Here is a 25,448-nt window from a genome sequence, read left to right on the forward strand (position 1 = left end):
TTTACTTTCTTATAATGGCTTTTTCATTTTGGACAAATAGTTCATCAAATTGCTTCGCAAGCTCAAAATCGAGTTTCGTTAAACCTTTTGCATTCCAAGATGACAAAGTAATAATGACTGCTTTATACTGGATAAGGATAAATGGGTGGTGATTATGTTCTTCTGATAGTTTGGCGGCTTCAGAGACAAATTCGACTCCTTTTAAGTAATCGGAAAACATATATTTTCTTTCAATCCATTTTTCATCTTTTACTACCCATTTATCTAACCTCAATAATTCTTCTTGAACTTCCTCTTCAGTTAATCGTAGCATCATTTTTCACATCCTTTACTGGAAGTAGCGTAAGACCATTGTTAATAAGACGTGTTACAGCTTCATCCGTTGTGAAAGTAGAAAGTTGTTGTAATAATGCTGCTGATGTTTCGTGCCCTTTGTTATGCTCTAAAAGCAATTCTAATATTTCAAGGCGAAGTAACCATTCTTTCGGATACAATTTATTTAATACTTCTTGAATTGCTACTAATTGCTCGATATGCGCGTCGTGTAAAATACCTTCATTTCGGATATCGCGAACTGTTTGATACATACGTTCAAGTTCATTCAGTACAAGTGGAGCAGGAATTTCTTGGATTTCTTCATCCATTGGGAAAAATGCTGCAGCATCTGCGGCACCTGGGAATACCGAAGTGATTGTTGAACCAACAGCCATATCAAATGCGCCCCATGAAGCATCAAATAAAACGCGGTCGTTATAAGTAACTGTACAATTGATAAAGGAAATAAGCGCAATTTTTTTATCGTTTTTTACAATATCTGTTACTGTTCCTTTTACATGAATACCACTTGCAAAAGTAAACTCAGCAACATTTCCAATTGTAATTCCTAATGATTGTAATTGTTCATCTGTACAATTTTCTAATGCAATATTTTCAGTGAGTAATCCAATTGGTGTTCCAAACCCGTCACTGTGTACAGACGTAGAATGATTCGCTAGCTGTTTATTGTGAATTGCTAATGCTGTTGGCGAGCTCGTTCGCATGTAAATCAATTCACCTGCATCGTTTTCAATTGTCTCGGTAAATGTACCTGTAATTTGTAAGCCGCTATTTAATTCAGCAGTTGCATGATTTTCAGAGCGAATTGCTTTTTCTAATCCTTCTTTACCACCTGTTTTAAAGGCCATCGTTTCAGAGAATTTCTCAAGTGCTTCTGTTAATTCTTCAAATGATTCACAAACAAATAGTTGTGGTTGCATTTTTGTTACGTCATAAGTTGTACTTGTACATGCCTCTATAGAGAATGGAACCTTTTCTACAGCGTCTGTTAAGCAATATTTGCTTTCGCCAACAGAAGAAAGGAGACCAGCACCATATATTTTTGGAGCATCTATATTTCCAATTAATCCATATTCTACTGTCCACCAGAAAAGACGTGAAATTTGTTCCGCTTCTGATAAGCCAGAAACTAACTTTTGTTTTTCAAGTACATTATTCTCAGCAGCTGTAACTTCATCAGGAGTAGAAGTAGGGCTTTCTTTTACAATTGTTAATGTACGAACAGCTTCGAATGCATCATGTTCTTCTTTTGTTGAGAAAGCTTTTGCACCAATTTGTCCAAATCGTTTCACATATTTTGCATATGTAGGATCAAGTAAAATAGGTGCGTGTCCTGCAGCTTCGTGTACAATATCTGGAGCTGGTGTATACTCGATATTCTCTACCTTGCGAATATCTGTTGCGATTGGTAGCAATCCGTGCCCTTGAAAATCGAAAAATGCGACGCCAGGAATAAGTCCGTCAATCGTTACAGCGCCCCAGCCGCTTGGCGCCAAACATTCATTCATTTCTTCTACCTTTGGAATTGCATCTATATTAATACCAGATGATTGTAGTCCGTTCACATAGGCTGGATGAGCAACGTCTTTTAAGAAGCTATGATTTTGTCTCATAATGTAACGCCATACAGCGTGGTTCACCGGTGTGTATTGATCATAATGCTGTGTGGATACGAATGGTTTTAAATGCGATGGAATTTCTCTTTTCTTTGTCATTTAGACATCCTCCTTTTTTTAAATAAAATTAAGTATCGGTTTCGTATAGCTTGTATCACCCCCTTTCAAAAATTGTAAGCGCTTATAAAATTTTATCATAAGATTCGGAATTATTTAATATTTGTTTCTGTGAGAAATAGAAAAAGCCCCTATCGGAAAATCCGATAGGGGCGAAAGAATCGGGTTACTACCTTATTTCACATCTAAATCAACATTTAAATTAGATGTATTTCCAGCTGCATCTGTTGCTACAATGTGAATTGTATTTTTACCTTCTTGTAATTGAGTACGATCTAAATAAATGCCGTAATTTTTCTCCCAAGGATTTAGGAATGCACTTTCCCATACACCATTTCCATTGATTTCATACTGTAGTCTCACTGGAATTCCAGGTGCTACCCAACCAGATTCTGTCATCCAATCTAGTAAGATATCATCCACTTTTCCTGTGATTACAAGGTTTTCTTTGTCAATTTCGTATGTTAACTTAGGTGCAGTTCGATCCAGAAATACAGCAGTTGTTTGTTTTGTTTCCCCACCAGAATTAGAGGCAACTGCTTCGATTTGGTATAGACCGTCAGCTAACGGAGTACCATCTGCTTTTGTACCATTCCATTTGAAAGGTTTGTATCCAGCTGTTTCATTTTTAGCTTGATGGAGAATCCCTTGGTACGTTACACGTTCTTTTGTAACTAAATTTGCGTGCAATGTTACATCATCCACAGGTGCAACTAAATAGTAGTTGATGAGATTATCGTCTAATATTTGGTCACCATTTGGACTAAATGTAGAATTAATAATTTCGAGTCCATCTATACGTTTGTAATCTTTAGGATCGATACTAAATGTAAATGGAATGCGAGTTTCTTCCTTCTTACCTTGTTCTTTTATATACACATTTCCAGTATAGACACCTTGGGGTAGCGAACTATCGACAGTGATAGTAAACGGTTTTTCGGTACTACTATTCGGCTGTATGTTAATCGATGAAGGTACAGAAGTTTTTACTTTTGTTTTTGTGTTTGTATCTAGCAATTCCACACGAGTTGAAAAACTTTTCTTTTTACTAGATAGATTTTGTAACGTAATATTTTGCGTCAGTTTTACTTTCCCACTGTTTGGCTTAATAAGACCGAAGCTCACATTGTTAGGTTTGACTAATACATCTGTTTGAGCTGCTTTCGGGATGTTAATTAAACCAGACCCTTGTGTCATAATAGGATATGTATTTTCATTCACATCTTTTAAAGTTTTTGCGGTATTGGCAAGGGATGCTTTTAATTGCTCTGTCGTCCAATCAGGATGCATTTGACGCAAGAGGGCAACCGCTCCAGCTACTTGTGGAGCAGCCATACTTGTACCATTATGAGATTCATAGCCGCCTCTCGGTACTGTACTCGTAATTTGTACGCCAGGTGCAATTATATCTGGTTTTATAAGCCAACTTCCTTGTGACGGACCTCTGGAACTGAAGTTAGCAATCAATTCGGTTGGATTTGGTTGGCCAATTTTTATATTTTTCTTACGCTTTGTAATTAAGTTTTTCAACTCTTCACCGTTTACATTGGATAGTTGCATAACTGGAAGGGCTAGGTTTTCACGTGTAAAGTATTCAGGCATAATATTGATTTCTTTTTCTGTAGAAATGAATAGTACACCAATTGCACCAGCTTGCTTCGCTTGTTCAGCTTTTACTAACGTGCTAGAAGTACCTTGTAAAACAAGTGCAAATTTTCCTTTCACATCTTGTTTTGCATAATCGCTTGGATTACCATAGCCAACATATACAAGTGGAGAATCATTTCCTATTGGGAAATCTGATTTTGATAACGGTAATCCTTGGTATGTTTTGCTGGAACCAGCTACTTGGAATGTTGGAAACGGAATAGAAACTGTAGATGCTCCAACTGATATCACGCTACTTGCATTTCCAGGTGCATCAACAGACCAAGGTTTTGGACCATCATTTCCATTGGAAACGACTGCAGTAACCCCAAGCTTTGCTGCACGTTCTAACGTTAAAGTTACAGGCTGATCAGGTACATTTAAATCTTGTCCAAGGGATAGATTTAACACATCAGCACCATCTTGAATTGCTCGTTCAATACCTTGAATAATATCATCTGTTGTACCAGTACCACCGTCATTCATGACACGATAAGCTAAAATAGAAGCATTCGGAGCAACGCCTTTAATTTTTCCGTTACCAGCAATAATTCCAGCTACATGAGTACCATGTACGTTACCATCCATTGGATCATTATCTTCATCAACTGTGTCATATCCACCGATATAATTTGCTTTTAAGTCAGGATGTGTATAGTCTACACCAGAGTCGATAATCGCTACTTTCATACCTTTTCCATCAAGCGGTTTACCAGATGGGTCTTTTAAATTCCATGCTTCAGTTGCACCAATTGTTGGTCCGCCGATATTTGGTGCTTCTTCATTAGTAGTACTTTTTGATGTTTCATGTAATTTATATGTTAAGTTCGGATAGACTGCTTTTACTTCAGGTAAAGAAGCAAGAGCGGTAATTTGATCTCCAGGAACTGAAATAGAGAATCCAGAAAATAACGTATTATACACTTCTTTAATTTTTGCACCAGGTGCTTTTTCTTTTATTTTCTTAGTTGTACCTTCTTGTGCTTTTTTAAGCTCGGTATGATAAGACTGTGTATGATTATTTTGTAAATCTGGAGCATGCTGAATGTTACTTTGTGAAGCGAGTGGAGCATGTTGCAATTCTACAATGACAGAAATTTCTTTTGATGTTTTTGTTTCAACATTTTGCGCAATTTTGTTTTCTCCCCATTGTTCAATGTTCGCTTTTAACTGTGGACTAAATTGCTTCTCCTTTTGTAGCGATTCAGCATGTGCGCTTAAAGCTCCAAAACTGGAAAAGACGAGCGCCATACTTAATAGTGTAGATGTAGTTTTTTTCATTGAAACTCCCCCTAATAAAAAGTGGTAATATTCCGAAAAATAATCTTACAAATTGATCTCGAATTACATAATCTGATGTTAGCTAAACTATATTTTCGACATAATTCATACCAATCCTCTATGAATTTAAAATTTCTTGGGAAATTTTTTCTGATTATGTCGAATAGGTATTTTTTACATATTGTAGGTGAACATTGAGGAATGCTATGAGGGAAATGGAGGGGTGTTATGAAACGGTTCATAGTAAGCGTTGGTACAATGTTAGTCGTATTTTTATGTTCAACTATTAATAGTAGCGCAGAAAATAATGAATTTAAAATTGCTTTTATTCGTCATCATGACCTCTGGATTAAAGTTGATGGAAAAGAAAAACAACTTACAAAAGGAGAGTATATAACAGGGCCAAAGTGGTCTCATGATGGAGAGTGGCTGGCATATGTAAAAGGAAAGAAACAAAGTAATCTTGAGTTATATCGGCTAAAAGATGGAAAGAAAGTTACGCCGTTTCACTCAGAAGCATCGAATTATCAATGGTCACCAACAGAAAATATAATTGCATTTATATTTACAGGTACATTACATACCTTCGAGGTAGAAAAAAAGAATGCAGATTTTGAAAATGTATCGGCTGGTGTAGGTGATTATGCATGGTACCCGAATGGAAAGAAGTTTCTTGTATCTTCTGAAGCACACTTACTTCCAACTGGATGGACAGGAGCTCAGCTATATGAAGTACAAAAAGATGCACATATGAATCCTCACAAAATGAAGCATTTGTATGCATTGCCAAATGAACATGATGATTTCCTAGCGTTAGTTGCAAGTGGCTTTCAGTGGTCGCCAGATCAAAAGTGGATTTCATTTTTAGCAGTACCGACAGCTTCATGGTCAGCTGATAGCAATACGCTTTGCTTAGTTCGTGCAGATGGTAGTCGTTTTGAAAAGGTAGATCAAATGTTATTAAACACACAATGGTTCAAATGGGCGCCAGCCAACAATATATTGGCCTATATTGAAGGAAGCGGGAGAGTTGCATTAGAGAATAAACATTTGAAAGTAAAAGAATTGCCAGCACTTCAGCAGAACACATTTACACCGAAAGGATATGTCGATTGGGATTTTACATGGAAGAACGATAACGTAATTATCGTCTCTCGAGCAAAAGAGGGAGGATTTGAAACATTGCCAGAAAAAAGGCCACTACCATCTTTATATGAGGTTGATAGTACAAGCAATGTACAGCATCGAATCACAAAGCCACCTCATAAGCAGGGTGATTATCATCCAATCTTTATGAAGAAGAGCAATCAATTAATATGGATACGTTCAGACCGTAAGAAAGCAGATGTATGGCTTGCTCATAGAGATGGAAAGCATGAAATGAAGTGGATTGAAAATATAGATGTACCAGAGTGGTATTATGAGAAATGGAATTGGGGAAATGTTATATCGGTGAAATAACAATAAAAAATCTGCCTAAAAGATAATTTTAAGCAGATTTTTTATTATTATTTATGCGTTTTATTTGGCTTCTTTTTCGCTGGGTTTCCGTTTCCTTGACGTTTTCTATTTTGTTCATCTTTTGCTTGTTTTTCATGCAGTGTATCTAAAAAGTCATTCGAGTTACTCATTTTTCTATCGCTCCTTTCCTTTCATCTTGTCCTAATTACTATAACCATTTTGGAGGATAATCATGAGATAAAAAGTTAAGCGCTTAATTTTCTTCGATAGTATACGTAAAATATGCCATACGTAATAAATAGCATAAATAAAATTTGTAACTCTACATTTTCTTTTAAAATAGTTGCGACAGAAGTTGGTAAGTATGGTGATGTATTACTCGTTTCTATACCTAACCATTTGTTTAAGAGATTAATGGTACAAAACATAAAAACACCGGACCAGCTTGCAATGATTGCCTTTTGCTTAATTTTTGTTTCGCGTTCATCATCTGTAATCCAAGGGTTAGCAGTTTTATCACTGCTAAAAAATCCGTTTATATATCCCCATATAATCATGCCAATTAAGATGGTTAGCCATTTCATATGCATGTTTCTCCTCTCTCTTGTAAAAAGTATTTTACACATACAATTGTAATGTTTTCCAATTTGTTGTGTCAAATATTTTTTACATATCGATGTTTCATATAGCAGGAATAAAGGATGGAATAGGGAAGAAATATGTAAGAGGATTTTATAGTGAGAGGAGGATGGGGATGAAACTCATCTTTGTTCGGCACGGTGAAGGAGAACATACAAAAGATTTGCCATCAAGTTTACAAGTGCCTCATCCACCGTTAACGGATGAGGGAAGGAATCAGGCTAAATTACTTCAATGCAATGTACCCTTGCAAGAAACGGATATATTAATTGCTAGTCCTACAATTAGAACTTTACAAACGGCAACAATATGGAGTGCGAAAGTAGCTTGTCAAAAAATTGTCCACCTATATGTATCCCCACGTATTTTTCCTTATCGAGAAGGAGCGACAACATTACCATGTGATCACATAGTAGATCAGGGGGTAATAACAAATTTATTTCCACATTTTTTGATAGAGAAAAGTACAAATAAACAGCTATGGACGGAAGGTATAAATACTATTCCAGAGAATCGTTTTCAGCAAATCGTAGATGAATTTCTTCTTTGGTGTTGTCAGCTAGGCGCTGAAAGAATTTGTATTGTATCTCACGACGGGACAATTACTGCGTATCGGCAATATTTACAAAAAGTCGTTTTAACTAGAGCTGATTTTTTGCAAGAAACGGGTATATATGAAATGGATGTATCCCTTAAAATTTTGATTGAGGAGATCTAATTATAGGATGGTGGGTGTATGTGGAATGTTGCACTAGTAGTTGGCTTTAATTCTGATTTAGAGGCACAATCAATCCGAGCATCACTTGAATACTTTGGGGCGAAAGTTATAACGTACTGGATTGGTAGACCGAAAGAATTCATCGACATTCTTTCTGGAAAGGGTTTATATAACGATATTAATTATGTCGTCTTTTGCTTTCATGGTGAGGAAGGAAAGTTTGTCATGGAAGAGTTAGGTGAAGATATATATGAACAAGATGAACCGAGAGGATACTTTGGTGCAGAAGAAATTTATAAATATGCAAAATTGCATAATACAAATATTGTAAATAGTGGGTGTACGTTAGGGGAACAAAAACTAGCAGAATCTTTCTTACGTAGTGGTGCGAAATCGTATATTGGATCGATAGATTATGTAGATGGAAATGCAGCACTTATGTTTACAATACGCTTATTTTACGGGCTTATTAACCATGAAAAAACGTTAGGAGAGGTTTTTGAAGAAGCACGGTTAATTGATAAAGAGACACATACATTTCGATTATATAAGTAGTGTGAAACACGTTTATTCTATATTCGAATAAACGTGTTTCACATTTAACTCACATTTTTTTTACATTTTCTTCAATGAAAACCATTATCACTTATGGTATGATATGTTCAAGTTTTTACAGGTAATAAAAGTTACTATATAAACGTTAGTTTTTAATGTTTCATACACATGTCATGAATTATTCATAATTAACGTTTTAAAAATAAGTAACTAATGTTATTTTATAACTTGTAACTAACTTAATTACAAATTTAGGAGGAATATATGGTTATTCAATTTTTAAGAGAAAACAAAGCAGTTTCTTTTGTGTTAGCGGTAATTCGAGTGTATCTTGGTTACACATGGTTAATGGCTGGAATTGGTAAACTACAAGGAAAAGGATTCGATGCAACGGGTTATTTACAAGGTGCAATTGAAAAATCTAAAGGAGCACAACCGGCTGTTCAATCTTGGTGGGCATCATTTTTACAAGATTTCGCAATTCCAAACGTTGATCTATTTAATACACTTGTAACGTGGGGAGAAATTTTAGTCGGAATTGGTTTAATTGTAGGCTGTTTAACAAAAACAGCGGTCTTTTTCGGTCTTGTAATGAACTTTTCCTATATGTTTAGTGGGTCAATTGGTGTGAATCCTGAAATGGTTATTCTATCAATGTTCGTTCTAGTTTCTGGTATGAATGCTGGTAAATTTGGAATAGATGGTTTCGTTATTCCGAAAGTATTAGGTTCAAAAACTCAAAAACGCCAAAAGCAAGCTGCTTAATATATGAAAACGGGTATCTCAAAATGAGATACCCGTTTATTTTTCAGTTATTATAGGGTTTTTGCCAAAGAAATCTTTCACATACCCTACAAACTCCTGTGGTTCCTGACGAAATGGTGCGTGATAGCCTTTCTCGATAATATGGAAAGTGCTATTTTTTAAGAATTGATGATACGTTTCGCCCTCTTTCCAAGAAACGCTACTATCATTTCTTCCCCATATAATTAAAGTTGGTTGTTGTATTTCATGTGCATTGATTTGAAGACGTCTAGGCCATAATTTCATTTTATTGTAATGTTCTTCATCATTACGTTTAAATTTCACTTTGCTCTCATCATAATCTGCAATGGCAGAAACGGTATTTAAATCAGTCGACAACTGTGGTCTTGGTGATCCTTGTTTATTAACGAGTGTATGAGGACCGCCCGTAGCATCAGTTAAAATAAGGTGGGTAACGGATTCTGGATATAAATATGTTAAATTAAGAGAAATTTCTCCGCCCATTGAGTGGCCCAATATTGCAAACGAATCGTAACCTAGTTTTTTCATTAATTTATAATACAAATTTGCATGAGTTGGGAAAGAATAATAAAAATCCATCGGCTTAGATGAGCGCCCGAATCCTAAAGCATCTACAGAAATAATTGTATGATCTTTTGCTAAGTCTGAGTAAATCTTTTGAAAACCATCTGACGATCCTCCAAATCCATGGATCATAAGTAAAGGTGGTTTTTCATTGCCAATCTTTTTGAAGTAAATGGTTTGACCATCTATTTCTACCATTTTTTCCTCGGTAGCTAGTTTTGCTGTAAGTGTATTTTTAACTTGTTTTACTTGTTCTACTGGCTTTTCTGCTGCACTACATCCTACTAATAGTGTAAGAGTAAGACAACCTACCATAAAATAGCTAAATCGCTTCAATTAGGTGTCCCCTTTCTAACATAACGCTGTATCTATCATAGCAAATAGCATATTACGATTTCCAGGAAGTTCGCTACCATTTTTTATCATAAGAGGTGAAAGGAGCGTTTCTTGGAAATTTTCTATTTGAAGAAATTTGCGAAATGAAAATTGTGAATGTGGGACATCAATTCTTACTGTGCCATTCCAACATTCACATATGTTTTGTAGTAATTGAATAGCATCTTCTTCTCGTTTGGCGATAAGTGGATTGATACATAATATACTATCTTTTTGTATGCATAAGGAAAAAGCTTCTATACAGTTATGTCTCTCAATTTTAAAAGAGTGGCTCGTTCTTGGTAATAGTAATGAATAAAGTAAAGAACGATCGGCACCAGTTGTAATTTGATCGAGGGAAATAAGCGATATAAGATCTTTTTCTTTTACTTGTTTTGTATGAGTGATATGTGTCTTAGTAGTTTGTTTTTCAAAACGATGAATCGTCGTTACTGTTTGAAATCCGCATGATGTATAAAGAGGCTCGCCAGCTTTTGTTGCAATAAGTGCAATTGGTTGTTTTGTAAGAGTGTGTTCTAAGCAGTGATCAAGCAAAATACGCCCGATACCTCGTCTTTGAAAATGAGGATGGACGATTAACATGCCAATAGTAGAAAAACTTTCTTTAAAAGGAAATACTCCTCCAGCTGCAATCAGTTTATTTTCATGCATATAACCGACAAGTGTACCGAGAGAAAGATACATTTCGAATTGTTTTTTCATAAATGCTTTATTTTGTAACCATCCAATAGCTTTACAAAGGTCGAGTAAATCAAAAATAAATGATTCATCAAGCTGTATTATTTTCATAAATGCTCACCACATTTCTATTAATTTTCATAAAAGTAGATGGAAAATGTTAAATAAGAGATTTACGTTAAATGAAATCCAACTTGTTTATATTTTGATTGTAAAGGTGAAGATGGTTGATATGAAAAGACAAACTTATACAAATTATAACTGATATTTACATAAGTTAACAAAAAATTTACATATAACTAATTTTCTCTTAATAGTCTTCTATTAAATTTGATAGTGGGAAATGAATAACCTAATTAGGGGGACAAGACAGTGAAAAAGTTTGTGAAAAAAGCATGGCCATTTGCAGTTGTGGCATCATTAGCAGTTACTTCGGTAGCAACATGGAATTTTACACGTTCTAGTGAAGTGAGTGCAGATGAGAACGGAAGCAATGCAAAGATTAAAAATGTCATTGTATTAATTGGGGATGGTATGGGCCCTTCATATATGACAGCTCACCGTTATATGAAAGATAATCCAAAAACTTTTGAGATGGAATCTACAGAGTTTGATAAACATCTTGTAGGAACACAAAAGACATATCCAGAAGATGAACATGAAAATATCACAGACTCTGCATCTGCAGCAACAGCTATGTCAGCAGGAATTAAAACATATAATGCGGCAATTGCAGTTGATAATGATAAAGCAGAAGTGAAAACTGTTCTTGAACAAGCGAAAGAAAAGGGGAAATCAACAGGACTAGTTGCTACTTCTGAAATTACACATGCAACACCAGCTGCTTTCGGTGCGCATGACATTAGTCGTAAAAATATGGACGCAATTGCAAATGATTATTTTGATGAGAAAATTAAAGGGAAGCATAAAGTAGATGTTATGCTTGGCGGCGGCGTAAAAAACTTTGTTAGAAAAGATCGCAATCTTACAGAAGAATTTAAGAAATCTGGTTATAGTTACGTAACAGATCGAGATCAATTGTTAAATGATAAAAATGATCAAATTCTTGGTTTATTTGCACCAGGCGGTTTAGATAAAATGATTGACCGCAATGAGAAGACACCTTCATTAGAAGAAATGACAAATGCAGCAATTGAGCGTTTGAACAAAAATAAAAAAGGTTTCTTCTTAATGGTTGAAGGAAGTCAAATTGACTGGGCAGGACACGATAATGATATCGTTGGTGCAATGAGTGAAATGGAAGACTTTGAAAAAGCATTTAAAGCTGCGATTGAGTTTGCGAAAAAAGATAAAAATACGTTAGTTATTGCAACGGCAGACCACGCTACTGGTGGATTATCTTTAGGTGCAAATGGTGAGTATAACTTTAAAGTAGATCCAATTAAAGCTGCAAAACGCACACCAGACTTTATGGCAAATGAGATTGCAAACGGTGCAAATGTAGAAGAAACATTGAAAAAATATATTGATTTACAATTAACACCTGAAGAAATTAAAGCGGTAAATGATATTGCTCCTTCAAAAGATGTAACAAAGATTGATAATGCGATTGAAGATATTTTCAATAAGCGTTCGGTTACAGGATGGACAACAGGTGGACATACAGGAGAAGATGTAAACGTATATGCATTTGGCCCTGGTAAATACTTGTTCTCTGGCGTTCAAGAGAATACAAATATCGCGAAACGTGTCTTTGATATTGTTGGCGGTGGCGACCCGAATAAAGGAAGACGCTAATTATAAACGAAAGTGAGGCGAAATGCCTCACTTTTCTTTTTAGGAGATGGGAAGATGAGAACTTTTTTCAGGGGGATAGGACTCTTTCTAATAGGTGTATTATTGCTAGTTGGATGTCAATCCAAAGAGAATCAGATAGAACAAAAAGCTACTACAAAAGCTGAAGGAAAGGTACAAATAACGAAAGAAGAAGAGAAAACGATTCAAGGTGTGATAGAGAAATTTGTACGGACGACAAATGAAAAAAATCTTACTGAACATATGGAGTTGTTTTCAAAGAAGATGCCTAGTGCTGAAGACTTAAAAACGCAAAAAGAAGCAGCTTTTCAAAAGGGAAATAAGAAAATTGAATTGGAACATATAGACATAAAAGCTAGTAAAGCAGGGTATGTTGTTGTTGAAACAAAAGAAAAGGAAATAGATGGAGAAATCACTCTTCAGAAAAAAGTACAGTATGCACTTGGAAAAGAAGAGGATGGCTGGAAAATTGAAGAGGTTCGCACGATAGAGAAGAAATAAAGTGAAATTTTCCGTAAATAGCGCAAAAAGGTTCTCATTGGCGAGAACCTTTTTTTATAGTGGTAACATAATTTGATCTGAGCATGCTTCGATATCATCAATATCTTGGCGAATGGTTGCCATTTTATTATCAAGATCCTCAGCTTTCATTGCGGCATCATGTAGTTCATCTTTTAAATAATCAGGTATTTTCCCTTCATATTTATAATAAAGTTTATGTTCTAAACTTGCCCAAAAGTCCATTGCGAGCGTACGTAACTGAATTTCTGCAAAGACTTCTTTTGTACCAGAATTCAGTGATAAAGGATATTTAATAATCATGTGTAAACTTTTATATCCATTTTGTTTTGGATTAGCGATATAATCTTTTACCTCTATGATTTCCATATCTTCACGCTTTTGAATGACTTCTTTCAAATGATAGATATCTTCTACGAAGCAACATGTAATACGAATGCCAATGATGTCTTGTAAATGCGTTTGCGCATTTTCAACTGTCGGTAATAAATTTTTACGCTCAAGTTTTTTAATAATACTTTCAGGTTGTTTTAATCTTGTTTTTATATGTTCAAACGGGTTGTAATCCTCTAAAAATTGGGCTTCCCGGTTCATAATTTCAAATTTAGTTTTTAACTCTTCTAAAGCAAATGTATATGGTAGTACAAAAGCTTTCCAGTAGTTAACTGTTGATTGATTATATTCCATTTATATACACACCTTTTCCTATTTACAAGTGAGGTTGTTATTATACTAAACACCAAATCATGTAGGCGCAAGCAGCAAATGATGAGATCATAAAACGATATTTAGTTTTCATACTTTCAACTCCTTTCAAATAAAATTTTATATAAATAAACGTGATTGTTAATAAGTTCACTATGTACAGTTTCTATAGTAATAGATTCGTGTGAATTTCGTATGAACTAATTGTTTCAGCTTTTTGTCTTTTTTTTGCAAATCATCATTATTCTCGATAATTTAAAGTGTTTTTATTTGATTTATTCATTTGTATAAATTAATGTATATTTGAATTTATAGTTATTAAGGAGGCTATACGGTGAACTTTGAAGAATTAGCAATTGCTAGACGTTCTGCAATGAAATTTGTACAAGGAATAGAAATCCCAGATGAGGACTTTAAAAAAATATTTGAGCTCACAAAGCTTTCTCCATCTTGTTACAATTTGCAACATACACATTATGTTGTAATTCGTGATCAAGAGCGCAAAGAAAGATTAAAAGAGTTAGCCTTCGGACAATATAAAGTATCGAGTGCATCTGCGGTAATACTTGTTTGTGGTGACAAGAGAGCATACCAAAATGTCGAAAATATTTATTTCGGTATGAAGGTTTTAAAGATGATTGATGAATGTGAGTATGAAGATACAATTAAGCAAACGAAAGGGTTATATGAAGGAAAAGGAGAACGCTTCATGGAAGAGGAAGCGATTAGAAATGCTTCGCTAAGTGCGATGACTTTTATGTACGCAGCTAAGTATTATGGATATGATACGTGTCCAATGATCGGTTTTGATGAGAAAGCAGTACAAGGTGAATTGAATATGCCAGAGCATGTAGTACCTGTTTTAATGATTACGATAGGAAAAAGTGATACTACTAAAATTCGCCCACGAGGATATAGAAAACCAATTAGTGAGTTTGTTACATATGAGACATTTTAATACAAGGTATAGATTACTTAAATAAAAGGGTTCTATTTAGATCCCTTTTATTTTGCAATTGACAAATAGAATGAAGTTATATAATATTTAAATCGTAATCATTACGTTTTAGTTTGCGATTTTTAAAAGAAAGGAGAATTACATATGCGTGTAAATATTACATTAGCTTGTACGGAGTGTGGTGATCGTAATTATATTTCTAAAAAGAATAAACGAAACAATCCAGAGCGTATTGAACTAAAAAAATATTGTCCACGATTAAAGCGAGTAACGTTACATCGTGAAACGAAGTAGAAGACTAGAGATATCTCTAGTCTTTTTTCGTTTATCCCGCTATTTGCCGGGCAGTAAGACATTTACCTCAAAATTCAGCGAAAGCAAAGAAGGTAGGTGGGGGTCTTACTGCCCGTAAAATCCCGATTGGTGAGGGCTGATTAAAGTTTCACTTTATATTTCTTTTGTTTGTTATAATTACCTTAAATTGTAATAAAGGGAGTGGTATGATGAATCAAAAAGATAAAGAAAGAAAAGAGCAAGTGGCTCATATTATTAACATTCCAGATGATTATAGGCTTGTTGTAGATGATCAAGAAGGTGTGGATGACCCATATCATCTATTATGGTGGGAGCATAAAGCGGATGGGGAGAGAACGATACAGATTACGTTGAATAGACATACTGGTAATTTAATTGACTTTAGGATAGAGGATGAAAAAGCTTTTTCGAGCGGTAAGGAAGCGATAGAAGAGAATAAAGCAAGAGAGGTTGCAAATACATTCTTAAGAAAATATACAAAAGAAGGATATGAATTTTATACATATGTAACTGTTAAGGATGATTGGCGCGGTTGGAAAAAAGTAAATTATATGCAAGAAGTGAATGGCTATCCATTGCCGAATACGGGGTGTGTTGTGCTAGTACATCCATTAGGTGATGTGATGCATTTTCATTATAATGGACAAAAAGCTATCGAGAAAAAACCGTTATGGCCAAGTGATATTGTTGAGGAGAACGTCGTCTTAGAAAATTTGAAGGCTAGACAAGATATGAGACTTGCATTTGTAGATTTAACACACTCCTCATGTGAGTATGAAAATGGAGAAGAAGTAAAAGGGTACCATCTTGTATATGAACCAGATCCTAGCCATGCATGTATTGATGCAAGTACAGGTAAAGATTTATATGGGCCAGAACATTATAAATTACCGCCAACAGTAGTTGTTGAAAAAATAGAAGAAGGTAACTGGCAAGATGACATATTCGAATTATTTGACTGGGATAAAGAAAGTTTTGCAAAAGTAGATGAGACGGAAAATAATAATGAAATAAGGATGAAATTTGTTCCGAAAGAGGAATTACAAAAACAGAAAGAAGAAAAGAATTCATATTTAATGAATGAATTCTTTAAAAAGCATTTACCGATGCTGAAATATAATAATTTAGTTAGCGTTACAATTGATAAATTAACCAATGAATTAACTGGTTTTATAAAATTGACAGATGATAAAGAAGTAAAGCAAATACTGCCTAGAGAGGAATGTTTAAAAAAAGCACTTCAATTTTTGGAACAAGTTATTCCAGATATCACACAATATCTGCGTCTTTGGGAGGAACGTGAAGAAGCTGAAGATGGGATTGAAAGATTTATTTTTTCTGTATATATAAATGATATTCCGGCAGAGTATAACCAATTTATGATTAACATCAATACGGAAAACGGTGCTGTGATGCACTACTCTGGAGAGTCTAGCAAATTTATAAAAGAATTACTTACATACGAAACAACACCAAAAGTAACGAAAGAAGAAGCGTTAGAAATATACAGAGATGCTATCCGAGTTAAATTAGAATGGTCTATAGATCATGATGTAGAGGAAACGGTATATCAATTGCTGTATAAACAAATAACGGGTGAAAATTATAAAAAATTCTTCGACGGTAGTCGAGAAATTCGTTATATTGATGCGCATACTGGGGAGAAAATTTGGAGCAAGTAAAATAAAAAGAGTTATTTTTATAATTTGCCTGTTCGTTTTTCAAATGTAAATGTGATAGGAAGGTTGGAAGGAGAACTATCACTTTTAAATGTTACTTTCCATTCTTTAGAGTGGGCTTTAATTTCGAAATCAAGAAGATTCATTGCTCTACGTTTATCTATTTCTAAAAACATATTATGAATTTCTGGTTCCTGCTGTAAATTAAGAGCCTTTAGTGTGACTGTTAATGTGAAAAAATCTCGCCCTTCATATACTATTTTTGATATTTTTGTTTTTTGTGTATTTAACAGTATATAAAAACGGTCTGATGGAGTTAATTGTACAGAGTCATCAGTAATTTCATCCTCCATATTATGAAGTTCAACTAAGAAAGATGTACTATGGGAAGAATCTTTTTTGCTTGTAATCTGTAATTCAGTAGGAATCATCGGTATTTCATAAAAATCATTCCTTATTATGTTGTTGTAATCCTCTGAAAATTTACGGACTTCTTTTGGGAAAGAGTCTTCTTCTTGTGTACTTAAAAAAGTTTTATGTTGCTTTGGAATTTTTTCACTAAACTTAAATGTTTCTTTAAAGTAATAATTGGATCCAGTTAAAAATAAAAAACTACAAATTAATAAAAAAATTCGATAGGGATTTTGAAAGTGAAAGAACGATAGTATACATGTAATAAATCCAATTACATAGAAAATAAAGATAAGTAGTTCTAATTTTGAGTGAAAGGAGAAACCATAGTTATGAAAAAATTTCATTCCAATTATAATTTGAGCTCCAAAAAACAAGGAAATTCCAAATTGAAAAAATAATAAATCAGGCCCTCTCTTAATAACAAAAGTAATGAATGAAATGAAAAGTAAAAATACCCCTAAATAAATTGTTACATTTAATAATCGATCTAATGTGAGCATGAATAGTGTCCCCTTTAATAGCATATTCATATATAAATAACAATTTTATATAATTATAATATAACAATAAAATATTTTAAATGTTGGAAGTGTTGAGTTTTATAAATAAACTGTACAGACACAAACAACCTCATGCCCACATACACTTAGTAAAGACCACTATTTTGGCGGAGGTGAAAGGTTTGAGTCTATTCGCCGCAATTGGATATATGGTTCGAGAAGTGTTTGTTTTTGTTTCTTATGTGAAGAACAATGCGTTTCCGCAGCCATTATCATCAGACGATGAGAGAAAGTACTTAGAGTTAATGGAGCAAGGTGATGCTCAAGCGAGGAATCTGTTAATTGAACATAATTTACGGCTTGTAGCTCATATCGTTAAAAAATTTGAAAATACAGGGGAAGATGCAGAAGATTTAATTTCAATTGGTACAATCGGGCTCATTAAAGCAATCGAGAGCTATTCGGCAGGAAAAGGTACAAAACTTGCGACGTACGCAGCACGCTGTATTGAAAATGAAATTTTGATGCATTTACGTGTATTAAAGAAAACGAAAAAGGACGTTTCACTTCATGATCCAATCGGGCAAGATAAAGAGGGGAATGAAATATCGCTTATTGATATATTAAAATCAGAGTCTGAAGATGTAATTGATATGATCCAGCTTAGTATGGAGTTAGAAAAGATTAAAGAGTATATCGATATTTTAGACGAACGAGAGAAAGAAGTAATCGTGAAGCGTTTTGGACTGGGGCTTGATAAGGAGAAGACGCAACGAGAGATTGCGAAGGCACTTGGTATTTCCAGAAGCTACGTATCAAGAATTGAAAAGCGCGCTTTAATGAAAATGTTCCATGAATTTGTAAGAGCAGAGAAAGAGAAAAAAGCAAAAGAATAATGTACATTACAAGCAGCCGTATTTTAAAATGGGCTGCTTTTCTTTTTGGAAATAAGGAAAGAAAAAGAGTTGTGTTCAGAAGAAATCCATGTTCACTGTTGAAAATGACGGATTCTATCTGTAATATTAGAAGGTGCTAAACAATTTAAGAATGATACCGTACTTAGTTTTCTGCATGTATAATATGGCGGTTCTATATGATATGTGGGAATAAGAACTAATTTTACATATGATATAGAAGGAAAAGAAGGGGAAGCTAAAGTTATAGACTGATTAGGAGGTTCCGCAATTTGCGACGTACATTATATCGACTTATGATCGAACTTACAAATGGTCGTTTTACTTCTTATATATTACGTAAATTTGCACAATCTCGTTTGAGCTCTATCATTATTCCATCGTATGCGAAAGTATTTCAAATTAATCAAGATGAGATGGAAAAGGGTTTGAAGGAATATAGAACATTGCATGAATTATTTACACGTAAGCTAAAAGAAGGAAAGCGTAGTATTGATACAGATGCATCGAGTATCGTTAGTCCTGTTGATGGTGTTTTTGCTGATCACGGTCCTATTGAGGACACAAAAACATTTGATATTAAAGGCAAGCGTTATTCGATTGTGGATATGCTAGGTAATGAAGAACGTGCACAGCGATATGCAGGTGGTACATATATGGTTATTTATTTAAGCCCAAGTCATTATCATCGTATTCATAGTCCGCTTTCTGGTTCTGTGACTGAAAGATTTGTACTCGGTAGAAAATCATATCCGGTAAATGCAGCTGGTATGGAATACGGGAAAGAACCATTGTCAAAAAACTATCGCTCCGTTACAGAAGTGAATAGTGACGGTGAACATATGGCGCTTGTAAAAGTAGGAGCTATGTTTGTAAATAGTATTGAGCTGCTGCATGAAAGAGACACTGTTCAAAAAGGTGAAGAAATGGCATACTTTACATTCGGTTCAACAGTTGTGTTATTGTTTGAAAAAGATATGATAGAAGTAGTGCAAGAATTGAAGAGTGGACAAGAGCTTCGCCTTGGTGAAAAGATTGCTACTCGATTGGCTCATAAGTAAAAAAGATTTTATAACTGTAAGCAAGATTTATGGACAAAGATGCGTAATGATGAAATTCCCTAGATGGGAGTACTTGTTTATTCGAGAGCCATCGCAGGATGGCTCTTTTTACAAGTTAGTTAATTAAAATTCCTCTTTATATGTAATCAAGACGATTTGACAAGCTTGTCCTCTAATGAGCGTCTAATAATTTCTTGTTTTATAAGTAAAATGAAGTCGGGATTTAATTTTAGTTCTTTTGCTTTATAATAAGACTCAGTGAGTAACTCAGTAGATAACTGTTCCATATGTTTTGTTTTCAAGGTGAGTCACCTCCTAATAATATAAGGATTGATTCGTTGTTGCATTTAATGTACCAAAAAAATATGACAGTCACAAACGGGTGGTTATCCACATACCTAGGTGGATAAAATGTGTATAGATTGTTAGTAAATTCCAAATTAACTGAAATATTAATGTGGAAAATGTGTACAATTTTATCCACAGGCCATATATCGAAATATGTTGTCGAAAAATTTTTATGAAAACTCCTCAAAGAGGTGAAAGAAATTGAAACTATTTTTACCAAATGAATATGTGAAAAATGTATATCATGTTCAACCAGAAGATTTGAAGAAACGTGGAATTAAAGGTGTTATTACTGATTTAGATAACACTTTAATTGAATGGGATCGTCCAAATGCAACGCCACAACTTGAAGAATGGTTTTTGAAAATGAAAGAGCAAGGCATTCAAGTAACGGTCGTTTCAAATAATAATGAGCAACGAGTGAAAGATTTTGCTGATCCATTAGGCATTCCATTTATTCATAGTGCGCGTAAGCCATTTGTCCGTGCGTTTAAGCGTGCGATACGAGAGATGCAGTTGCAACCAGATGAAGTTGTAGTAATTGGGGATCAGTTACTGACAGATGTGTTAGGTGGAAACCGAGTTGGACTGCATACAATTTTAGTTGTACCAGTAGCACAAACAGACGGATTAGTAACGCGCTTTAATCGAAAAATTGAACGAAGAATTATGAGAAACATGAAGAAAAAAGGTTTAATTAACTGGGAGGAATAAAGTTTGACTGAAACAATTAAATGTATTGGTTGCGGTGTAGAAATTCAAACAGAAGATAAAAATGAAGTAGGATATGCTCCTGCCTCATCTTTAGAAAAAGAACAAGTAATTTGTCAACGCTGTTTTCGATTGAAACATTATAACGAAATTCAAGATGTCTCATTAACAGATGATGATTTCCTACGTATTCTAAACGGTATTGGAAAATCGGATGCGTTAGTAGTTAAAATTGTAGATATTTTCGATTTTAATGGTAGCTGGTTACCTGGCTTACATCGTTTCGTGGGAAATAATAAAGTATTACTTGTTGGGAATAAAGCGGATTTAATTCCTAAGTCAGTAAAACATGATAAAGTAAAGCATTGGATGCGCTATAGTGCAAAGCAGCTAGGATTAAAGCCAGAAGATGTCTTTTTAATTAGTGCAGCGAAAGGACAAGGGATTGCTGAGCTGGCAGATGCGATTGAGTATTACCGCGGCGGAAAAGATGTTTACGTTGTTGGATGTACAAATGTAGGGAAATCAACATTCATTAATCGTATGATTAAAGAATTTAGTGATGAGACTGAAAATGTAATTACAACATCTCATTTCCCAGGAACAACGCTTGATTTAATTGATATCCCGTTAGACGAAGAATCTTCTTTATATGATACGCCAGGTATTATTAACCACCATCAAATGGCTCATTATGTTGGAAAACAAAGCTTAAAGCTTATTACACCAACAAAAGAAATTAAGCCAATGGTATTCCAATTAAATGAAGAACAAACATTGTTCTTTAGCGGATTGGCACGTTTTGATTACGTAAGTGGCGGTCGTCGCGCATTTACTTGTCACTTCTCAAATCGTTTAACAATCCATCGTACAAAGCTTGAGAAAGCAGATGAATTGTATAAAAATCATGCAGGGGATTTACTAAGCCCGCCAACACCAGAAGAATTAGAAAATATGCCAGAGCTAGTGAAATACGAGTTTAATATTCGTGAACCAAAAACGGATGTTGTATTCTCTGGATTAGGATGGGTTACTGTGAACGAACCGGGAGCAAAAATTGTTGCACACGTACCAAAAGGAGTAAGTGTTTCATTGCGTAAATCTTTAATTTAATATGGAGAGGGATTTATGAAACAATTATATGGTGTAATCGGAAATCCAATTGGACATTCATTATCACCCGTTATGCATAACGATGCATTTGAACACTTGAATATGGATGCCCATTATCATGCCTTTCTTGTTAAAGAGGAAGTGCTAGGGGAAGCAGTAAGAGGTTTAAAAGCGTTAGGTATTTCAGGATTTAATGTAACAACTCCGCACAAAGTTGCGATTATGGATTATTTGGATGAGATTGACCCGCTAGCAAAACAAATTGGTGCAGTAAATACGGTGGTTCATAAGGATGGGAAATTGATTGGCTACAATACAGATGGAATTGGTTTTGTCAAAGCGCTACAGTCAATTAGTAGTGAACCACTTCAAGAGAAACGTATTTTATTGCTTGGCGCAGGTGGTGCTAGTCGAGCTATTTATTTTTCACTTGCTGATGTAGGTGTAAAAGAGATTGATGTAGCGAATCGTACAGTAGATAAGGCGAAAGAACTTATTACTGCATGTACGGCTACTGTTCATTCTGTTGCTTTATCGTTAGAGGAAGCAACAGAAGAACAAGAGAATTATGATATTATCATTCAGACGACAACGATAGGTATGCATCCACGTGTCGAACATACGCCGTTACAAATTTCTTCGTTGAAAAAGGGAACGATTGTATCAGATATAATTTATAATCCATTTGAAACGAAAATTTTATGTGAGGCGAAAGAGCAAGGTGCAATCATTCAAAATGGTATTGATATGTTTGTTTATCAAGGAGCGCTTGCATTTGAAATGTGGACAGGTTGCGTACCGAATATTGAACGAATGAAACAATTAGTTATAAGAAAGCTTGGAGGCTAACATATATGTTAACAGGAAAACAAAAAAGATTTTTACGTGCACAAGCACATCATTTAACACCAATTTTTCAAGTAGGAAAAGGCGGAGTAAATGAAAATATGATTAAACAAATTGCAGATACTTTAGAAGCTCGTGAGTTATTTAAAGTAAGTGTGCTACAAAACTGTGAATTCGATCGCCGTGAAGTTGCAGAAGAACTTGCAAAAGGTGCACGTGCGGAAATCGTTCAAGTAATTGGAAGTACAATTGTTTTATACAAAGAATCAAGAGAAAACAAGCAAATTAAACTTCCTCGATAAAAATAACATATGTTATTTTTATCACTAGTAATGGTGTAGAGATCGAAACCAATTGAACTTTTATTAACAGTAAACTCTCTTCGGATGGAAATGAAGAGAGTTGCTGTATGTAAAAGGAAGGGGCGTTTCTTTTGAGAAAAATTGGCATCATTGGCGGTACATTTGATCCGCCACATTATGGACATTTGCTCATTGCAAATGAAGTATATCATGCTTTGAATTTAGAAGAAGTATGGTTCTTACCGAACCAAATTCCGCCGCATAAACAAGGGCGGAATATTACAAGTGTAGAAAGTCGCTTACAAATGTTAGAACTTGCGACTGAGGAAGAGGAACATTTTTCTATTTGTTTAGAAGAGCTAAGCAGGAAGGGCCCATCTTATACGTATGACACTATGCTACAATTAACGAAGAAGCATCCGGATGTGCAGTTTCACTTTATTATTGGTGGAGATATGGTTGAGTATTTACCGAAGTGGTATAACATTGAAGCGTTACTTGATCTTGTAACGTTTGTTGGGGTTGCAAGACCGGGTTATACATTGCATACACCTTATCCTATCACCACTGTGGAAATTCCGGAGTTTGCAGTTTCTTCATCTTTATTACGTGAGAGATATAAAGAGAAGAAAACATGCAAATATTTACTTCCTGAAAAAGTACAGGTATATATCGAGAGGAATGGGTTGTATGAATCGTGAGGAAGCACTTCATATTGTGAAACAACAAATGCATGAAAAACGTTATATACACACAATTGGTGTAATGGAGACGGCAATTGAACTTGCTAAATTATACGGTGTGGATGAAAAAAAGGCTGAAGTTGCAGCTATATTCCATGATTATGCGAAGTGTAGAGCGATTTCAGAGATGGAAGAGATCATTAAAAGTGAAGGTTTGCCGAAAGATTTACTTTGTTATAACAAAGAGTTATGGCATGCACCTGTTGGGGCATACTTAGTAGAAAAAGAAGTAGGTATTACAGATCCTGAAATCCTGCAAGCTATTACATATCATACAAGTGGTCATGAGAAAATGACGATGTTAGATAAAGTAATTTATGTAGCTGATTACATTGAGCCTGGGCGAAAGTTTCCAGGGGTGGAGGAAGCTCGTAAACTCGCATATACGGATATAGATCAAGCTTTATTATTTGCGCTAAAGAGAACAATTCAATTTTTAATGGAAAAAGATCAAACGATTTATCCATTAACATTCCAAACATACAATGCAGTTATCAAGGAGGAAATGAGTAAATGAAAGATAAAGATTTATTAGTATTAGCAGCAAAAGCAGCTGATGATAAGAGAGCAGAAGATATGGTTGTCCTAAATATGCAAGGTATTTCACCAATTGCAGATTATTTCATTATTTGTCACGGTAACTCAGATAAGCAAGTGCAAGCAATTGCACGTGAAATTAAAGCGAAAGCACACGAGTTCCAAATCGACGTACAACGTATGGAAGGTTTTGACGAAGCTCGCTGGGTATTAGTTGACCTTGGAGATGTAGTTGCTCATGTATTCCATAAAGATGAGCGTAATCACTATAATTTAGAGCGTCTATGGGGCGATGTGCCACGTGAAGATATTACAGAAGAGTTAGGCCAATGAACTACGAACAATTTGCGTTGCTGTACGATGAACTAATGAATGATGTCCCTTATGATAAATGGGTGGAATTCACAGAGGAAAGCTTGCAGCAAGCGGATATGAAAGAGGCGAAGATTCTTGATGTAGCATGCGGTACTGGTAATGTAACGCTTCCGCTTGTACAAAAGGGTTACGATGTAATCGGTGTCGATCTTTCGGAAGAAATGTTAGCAGTCGCACAGCAAAAACTAGGCGAGGCAGGATATTTTATTCCTTTTTACCAACAAGATATGCGGGAGCTTGATGTTCCAGGTGAGTTTGACTGTGTAACGATCTTTTGTGATTCATTAAACTATGTATTGCAAGAAGATGGAGTGCAAGAAACATTCCGAAGAGTGTTTCATCATTTACGTCAAGATGGTTTGTTTTTATTTGATGTACATTCTTTATATAAAATACATCATGTATTTCAAAATGAAACATACACAGTGAATGGAGAAGAAATATCTCTTATTTGGAATTGCTTCCCTGGTGAAGATTCAAACAGTGTAGAACATGATTTAACATTCTTTGTTCAAGACCCAGAAGAAGATGTGTACCATCGTTTTGACGAATGTCACGTACAACGTGCATATCCGGTTGAAGAGTTAACGAAATGGCTTGAAGAAGCTGGTTTTACAGTGCTTCGTGTAACTGGTGACTTTGAGCGACTTGAAGTTACAGAACAAACAGAGCGTATTTTCTTCATGGCGAAGAAAAACGGATAAAACAAAAGCAACCGAGAAGGTTGCTTTTGTTTTGTGAAGAAGCTGTAATTTTAGTTCTAGGATAATAAGAAAATGACATACGTGAATTGTGAAAATGCTAGTTTAAGTAAAATGTAATGTGAAAAATTAAGTAT

Annotated in this window: 29 protein-coding genes; 19 read left to right on the forward strand and 10 right to left on the reverse strand. The window is 34.9% G+C overall.

Translation table 11 applies throughout. The features are described 5' to 3' along the window. Position 1: 1 nt before the first annotated feature. From QCI47_RS05755 to QCI47_RS05765, 3 genes are all read right to left on the reverse strand, one after another. Positions 2-316 carry a 4a-hydroxytetrahydrobiopterin dehydratase gene (locus QCI47_RS05755; RefSeq protein WP_000979545.1) on the reverse strand — a complete coding sequence of 105 codons (315 nt, stop codon included), beginning with the start codon at positions 314-316 and terminating at the stop codon, positions 2-4. Continuing rightward, positions 297-2,051, reverse strand: coding sequence for an aromatic amino acid hydroxylase (locus tag QCI47_RS05760; RefSeq protein ID WP_071741858.1), 1,755 nt, complete (start codon positions 2,049-2,051; stop codon positions 297-299). The genes QCI47_RS05755 and QCI47_RS05760 overlap by 20 nt, the downstream gene beginning before the upstream one ends. A gap of 192 nt (positions 2,052-2,243) precedes the next feature. Continuing rightward, positions 2,244-4,997: a S8 family serine peptidase gene (locus QCI47_RS05765; protein WP_309422272.1), complete on the reverse strand. Its 2,754-nt coding sequence runs from the start codon at positions 4,995-4,997 to the stop codon at positions 2,244-2,246. 228 nt (positions 4,998-5,225) lie between these two features. Here QCI47_RS05765 and QCI47_RS05770 point away from each other — a divergent pair, with 228 nt between their 5' ends. Beyond that, complete coding sequence (locus QCI47_RS05770; RefSeq protein ID WP_309422270.1) at positions 5,226-6,458, forward strand: eIF2A-related protein; 1,233 nt, start codon at positions 5,226-5,228, stop codon at positions 6,456-6,458. 47 nt (positions 6,459-6,505) lie between these two features. Here the strand turns inward: QCI47_RS05770 and QCI47_RS05775 are convergent, their stop codons facing one another. Both QCI47_RS05775 and QCI47_RS05780 read right to left on the reverse strand, forming a co-directional pair. After that, positions 6,506-6,628, reverse strand: coding sequence for a DUF4023 domain-containing protein (locus QCI47_RS05775; protein ID WP_000071861.1), 123 nt, complete (start codon positions 6,626-6,628; stop codon positions 6,506-6,508). 75 nt (positions 6,629-6,703) lie between these two features. After that, positions 6,704-7,042: a hypothetical protein gene (locus QCI47_RS05780; RefSeq protein ID WP_000871756.1), complete on the reverse strand. Its 339-nt coding sequence runs from the start codon at positions 7,040-7,042 to the stop codon at positions 6,704-6,706. A 170-nt stretch (positions 7,043-7,212) separates the two neighbouring features. Between QCI47_RS05780 and QCI47_RS05785 the strand changes: the two genes are divergently transcribed. The 3 genes from QCI47_RS05785 (at position 7,213) to QCI47_RS05795 (ending at position 9,135) form a co-directional block, all read left to right on the forward strand. After that, the gene (locus QCI47_RS05785) at positions 7,213-7,815 is read left to right on the forward strand and encodes a histidine phosphatase family protein (protein WP_353811719.1); all 603 of its coding nucleotides are present in this window, start codon (positions 7,213-7,215) and stop codon (positions 7,813-7,815) included. 18 nt (positions 7,816-7,833) lie between these two features. Continuing rightward, entirely contained in the window at positions 7,834-8,370 is a 537-nt protein-coding gene (locus tag QCI47_RS05790; protein ID WP_000267385.1) for a hypothetical protein, read from the forward strand. A 264-nt stretch (positions 8,371-8,634) separates the two neighbouring features. Next, positions 8,635-9,135, forward strand: coding sequence for a DoxX family protein (locus tag QCI47_RS05795; RefSeq protein WP_000236600.1), 501 nt, complete (start codon positions 8,635-8,637; stop codon positions 9,133-9,135). 36 nt (positions 9,136-9,171) lie between these two features. On the opposite strand, the gene QCI47_RS05800 is transcribed toward QCI47_RS05795, so the two are convergent. Further along, positions 9,172-10,056, reverse strand: a complete 885-nt coding sequence (locus tag QCI47_RS05800) for an alpha/beta fold hydrolase (RefSeq protein ID WP_061132132.1) — start codon at positions 10,054-10,056, stop codon at positions 9,172-9,174. Between the two features lie 15 nt (positions 10,057-10,071). Continuing rightward, the gene (locus tag QCI47_RS05805; protein WP_061132133.1) at positions 10,072-10,905 is read right to left on the reverse strand and encodes a GNAT family N-acetyltransferase; all 834 of its coding nucleotides are present in this window, start codon (positions 10,903-10,905) and stop codon (positions 10,072-10,074) included. A gap of 261 nt (positions 10,906-11,166) precedes the next feature. On the opposite strand from QCI47_RS05805, the gene QCI47_RS05810 reads away from it, so the two are divergent. Both QCI47_RS05810 and QCI47_RS05815 read left to right on the forward strand, forming a co-directional pair. Further along, positions 11,167-12,552, forward strand: a complete 1,386-nt coding sequence (locus QCI47_RS05810; protein ID WP_000714927.1) for an alkaline phosphatase — start codon at positions 11,167-11,169, stop codon at positions 12,550-12,552. 54 nt (positions 12,553-12,606) lie between these two features. Beyond that, on the forward strand, positions 12,607-13,071 hold the full coding sequence (locus QCI47_RS05815; protein WP_061132134.1) for a hypothetical protein: 465 nt from the start codon (positions 12,607-12,609) through the stop codon (positions 13,069-13,071). Positions 13,072-13,125: 54 nt separating this feature from the next. Here the strand turns inward: QCI47_RS05815 and QCI47_RS05820 are convergent, their stop codons facing one another. Continuing rightward, positions 13,126-13,776 carry a GTP pyrophosphokinase gene (locus QCI47_RS05820; RefSeq protein ID WP_000456216.1) on the reverse strand — a complete coding sequence of 217 codons (651 nt, stop codon included), beginning with the start codon at positions 13,774-13,776 and terminating at the stop codon, positions 13,126-13,128. 352 nt (positions 13,777-14,128) lie between these two features. Here QCI47_RS05820 and QCI47_RS05825 point away from each other — a divergent pair, with 352 nt between their 5' ends. The 3 genes from QCI47_RS05825 (at position 14,129) to QCI47_RS05835 (ending at position 16,749) form a co-directional block, all read left to right on the forward strand. Then, positions 14,129-14,752: a nitroreductase family protein gene (locus tag QCI47_RS05825; RefSeq protein WP_001008505.1), complete on the forward strand. Its 624-nt coding sequence runs from the start codon at positions 14,129-14,131 to the stop codon at positions 14,750-14,752. A gap of 144 nt (positions 14,753-14,896) precedes the next feature. Continuing rightward, entirely contained in the window at positions 14,897-15,046 is a 150-nt protein-coding gene (rpmG, locus tag QCI47_RS05830; RefSeq protein WP_001265617.1) for a 50S ribosomal protein L33, read from the forward strand. Between the two features lie 209 nt (positions 15,047-15,255). After that, positions 15,256-16,749, forward strand: coding sequence for a YcdB/YcdC domain-containing protein (locus QCI47_RS05835; protein ID WP_309422268.1), 1,494 nt, complete (start codon positions 15,256-15,258; stop codon positions 16,747-16,749). A gap of 17 nt (positions 16,750-16,766) precedes the next feature. Here the strand turns inward: QCI47_RS05835 and QCI47_RS05840 are convergent, their stop codons facing one another. Further along, positions 16,767-17,660: a hypothetical protein gene (locus tag QCI47_RS05840; protein WP_061132136.1), complete on the reverse strand. Its 894-nt coding sequence runs from the start codon at positions 17,658-17,660 to the stop codon at positions 16,767-16,769. A gap of 182 nt (positions 17,661-17,842) precedes the next feature. Here QCI47_RS05840 and sigK point away from each other — a divergent pair, with 182 nt between their 5' ends. After that, positions 17,843-18,556: an RNA polymerase sporulation sigma factor SigK gene (gene sigK / locus QCI47_RS05845; RefSeq protein WP_000051382.1), complete on the forward strand. Its 714-nt coding sequence runs from the start codon at positions 17,843-17,845 to the stop codon at positions 18,554-18,556. 290 nt (positions 18,557-18,846) lie between these two features. Continuing rightward, positions 18,847-19,635: a phosphatidylserine decarboxylase gene (locus QCI47_RS05850; RefSeq protein ID WP_001254997.1), complete on the forward strand. Its 789-nt coding sequence runs from the start codon at positions 18,847-18,849 to the stop codon at positions 19,633-19,635. A gap of 146 nt (positions 19,636-19,781) precedes the next feature. Here the strand turns inward: QCI47_RS05850 and sda are convergent, their stop codons facing one another. Further along, entirely contained in the window at positions 19,782-19,937 is a 156-nt protein-coding gene (sda, locus tag QCI47_RS05855; RefSeq protein WP_000850094.1) for a sporulation histidine kinase inhibitor Sda, read from the reverse strand. Positions 19,938-20,184: 247 nt separating this feature from the next. On the opposite strand from sda, the gene QCI47_RS05860 reads away from it, so the two are divergent. The 8 genes from QCI47_RS05860 to QCI47_RS05895 all read left to right on the forward strand — a co-directional run bounded on the left by QCI47_RS05860 (position 20,185) and on the right by QCI47_RS05895 (position 25,314). Continuing rightward, positions 20,185-20,697, forward strand: coding sequence for a YqeG family HAD IIIA-type phosphatase (locus QCI47_RS05860; protein ID WP_000765311.1), 513 nt, complete (start codon positions 20,185-20,187; stop codon positions 20,695-20,697). Positions 20,698-20,700: 3 nt separating this feature from the next. Beyond that, a complete protein-coding gene (gene yqeH / locus QCI47_RS05865) occupies positions 20,701-21,807 on the forward strand; it encodes a ribosome biogenesis GTPase YqeH (RefSeq protein ID WP_000140795.1) in 1,107 nt (368 codons plus the stop codon). Between the two features lie 15 nt (positions 21,808-21,822). Further along, positions 21,823-22,656 carry a shikimate dehydrogenase gene (gene aroE, locus QCI47_RS05870; protein WP_061132137.1) on the forward strand — a complete coding sequence of 278 codons (834 nt, stop codon included), beginning with the start codon at positions 21,823-21,825 and terminating at the stop codon, positions 22,654-22,656. A gap of 5 nt (positions 22,657-22,661) precedes the next feature. Then, complete coding sequence (gene yhbY / locus QCI47_RS05875) at positions 22,662-22,955, forward strand: ribosome assembly RNA-binding protein YhbY (protein WP_000955224.1); 294 nt, start codon at positions 22,662-22,664, stop codon at positions 22,953-22,955. 131 nt (positions 22,956-23,086) lie between these two features. Further along, complete coding sequence (gene nadD, locus QCI47_RS05880) at positions 23,087-23,656, forward strand: nicotinate-nucleotide adenylyltransferase (RefSeq protein ID WP_001226058.1); 570 nt, start codon at positions 23,087-23,089, stop codon at positions 23,654-23,656. Continuing rightward, positions 23,646-24,215, forward strand: a complete 570-nt coding sequence (gene yqeK / locus QCI47_RS05885; RefSeq protein ID WP_001078246.1) for a bis(5'-nucleosyl)-tetraphosphatase (symmetrical) YqeK — start codon at positions 23,646-23,648, stop codon at positions 24,213-24,215. Before nadD ends, yqeK begins: the two co-directional genes overlap by 11 nt. Then, the gene (gene rsfS, locus QCI47_RS05890) at positions 24,212-24,568 is read left to right on the forward strand and encodes a ribosome silencing factor (RefSeq protein ID WP_000653200.1); all 357 of its coding nucleotides are present in this window, start codon (positions 24,212-24,214) and stop codon (positions 24,566-24,568) included. Before yqeK ends, rsfS begins: the two co-directional genes overlap by 4 nt. Then, entirely contained in the window at positions 24,565-25,314 is a 750-nt protein-coding gene (locus tag QCI47_RS05895) for a class I SAM-dependent DNA methyltransferase (protein ID WP_001105568.1), read from the forward strand. Before rsfS ends, QCI47_RS05895 begins: the two co-directional genes overlap by 4 nt. Positions 25,315-25,448 lie beyond the last annotated feature (134 nt).

Source organism: Bacillus cereus group sp. RP29 (assembly GCF_040459765.1).
GTDB classification, from domain to species: domain Bacteria; phylum Bacillota; class Bacilli; order Bacillales; family Bacillaceae_G; genus Bacillus_A; species Bacillus_A paranthracis.

What these genes read in the sequence shown, in the direction of transcription:
- QCI47_RS05755 (WP_000979545.1), bottom strand. Translation starts at nt 316, where the DNA reads ATGATGCTACGATTAACTGAAGAGGAAGTTCAAGAAGAATTATTGAGG.
- aroE (WP_061132137.1), top strand. Translation starts at nt 21,823, where the DNA reads ATGAAACAATTATATGGTGTAATCGGAAATCCAATTGGACATTCATTA.
- QCI47_RS05795 (WP_000236600.1), top strand. Translation starts at nt 8,635, where the DNA reads ATGGTTATTCAATTTTTAAGAGAAAACAAAGCAGTTTCTTTTGTGTTA.
- QCI47_RS05835 (WP_309422268.1), top strand. Translation starts at nt 15,256, where the DNA reads ATGAATCAAAAAGATAAAGAAAGAAAAGAGCAAGTGGCTCATATTATT.
- QCI47_RS05770 (WP_309422270.1), top strand. Translation starts at nt 5,226, where the DNA reads ATGAAACGGTTCATAGTAAGCGTTGGTACAATGTTAGTCGTATTTTTA.
- rsfS (WP_000653200.1), top strand. Translation starts at nt 24,212, where the DNA reads ATGAAAGATAAAGATTTATTAGTATTAGCAGCAAAAGCAGCTGATGAT.
- yqeK (WP_001078246.1), top strand. Translation starts at nt 23,646, where the DNA reads ATGAATCGTGAGGAAGCACTTCATATTGTGAAACAACAAATGCATGAA.
- QCI47_RS05775 (WP_000071861.1), bottom strand. Translation starts at nt 6,628, where the DNA reads ATGAGTAACTCGAATGACTTTTTAGATACACTGCATGAAAAACAAGCA.
- QCI47_RS05805 (WP_061132133.1), bottom strand. Translation starts at nt 10,905, where the DNA reads ATGAAAATAATACAGCTTGATGAATCATTTATTTTTGATTTACTCGAC.
- QCI47_RS05790 (WP_000267385.1), top strand. Translation starts at nt 7,834, where the DNA reads ATGTGGAATGTTGCACTAGTAGTTGGCTTTAATTCTGATTTAGAGGCA.
- QCI47_RS05765 (WP_309422272.1), bottom strand. Translation starts at nt 4,997, where the DNA reads ATGAAAAAAACTACATCTACACTATTAAGTATGGCGCTCGTCTTTTCC.
- QCI47_RS05780 (WP_000871756.1), bottom strand. Translation starts at nt 7,042, where the DNA reads ATGAAATGGCTAACCATCTTAATTGGCATGATTATATGGGGATATATA.
- QCI47_RS05785 (WP_353811719.1), top strand. Translation starts at nt 7,213, where the DNA reads ATGAAACTCATCTTTGTTCGGCACGGTGAAGGAGAACATACAAAAGAT.
- QCI47_RS05820 (WP_000456216.1), bottom strand. Translation starts at nt 13,776, where the DNA reads ATGGAATATAATCAATCAACAGTTAACTACTGGAAAGCTTTTGTACTA.
- yhbY (WP_000955224.1), top strand. Translation starts at nt 22,662, where the DNA reads ATGTTAACAGGAAAACAAAAAAGATTTTTACGTGCACAAGCACATCAT.
- QCI47_RS05895 (WP_001105568.1), top strand. Translation starts at nt 24,565, where the DNA reads ATGAACTACGAACAATTTGCGTTGCTGTACGATGAACTAATGAATGAT.
- QCI47_RS05840 (WP_061132136.1), bottom strand. Translation starts at nt 17,660, where the DNA reads ATGCTCACATTAGATCGATTATTAAATGTAACAATTTATTTAGGGGTA.
- rpmG (WP_001265617.1), top strand. Translation starts at nt 14,897, where the DNA reads ATGCGTGTAAATATTACATTAGCTTGTACGGAGTGTGGTGATCGTAAT.
- QCI47_RS05760 (WP_071741858.1), bottom strand. Translation starts at nt 2,051, where the DNA reads ATGACAAAGAAAAGAGAAATTCCATCGCATTTAAAACCATTCGTATCC.
- QCI47_RS05815 (WP_061132134.1), top strand. Translation starts at nt 12,607, where the DNA reads ATGAGAACTTTTTTCAGGGGGATAGGACTCTTTCTAATAGGTGTATTA.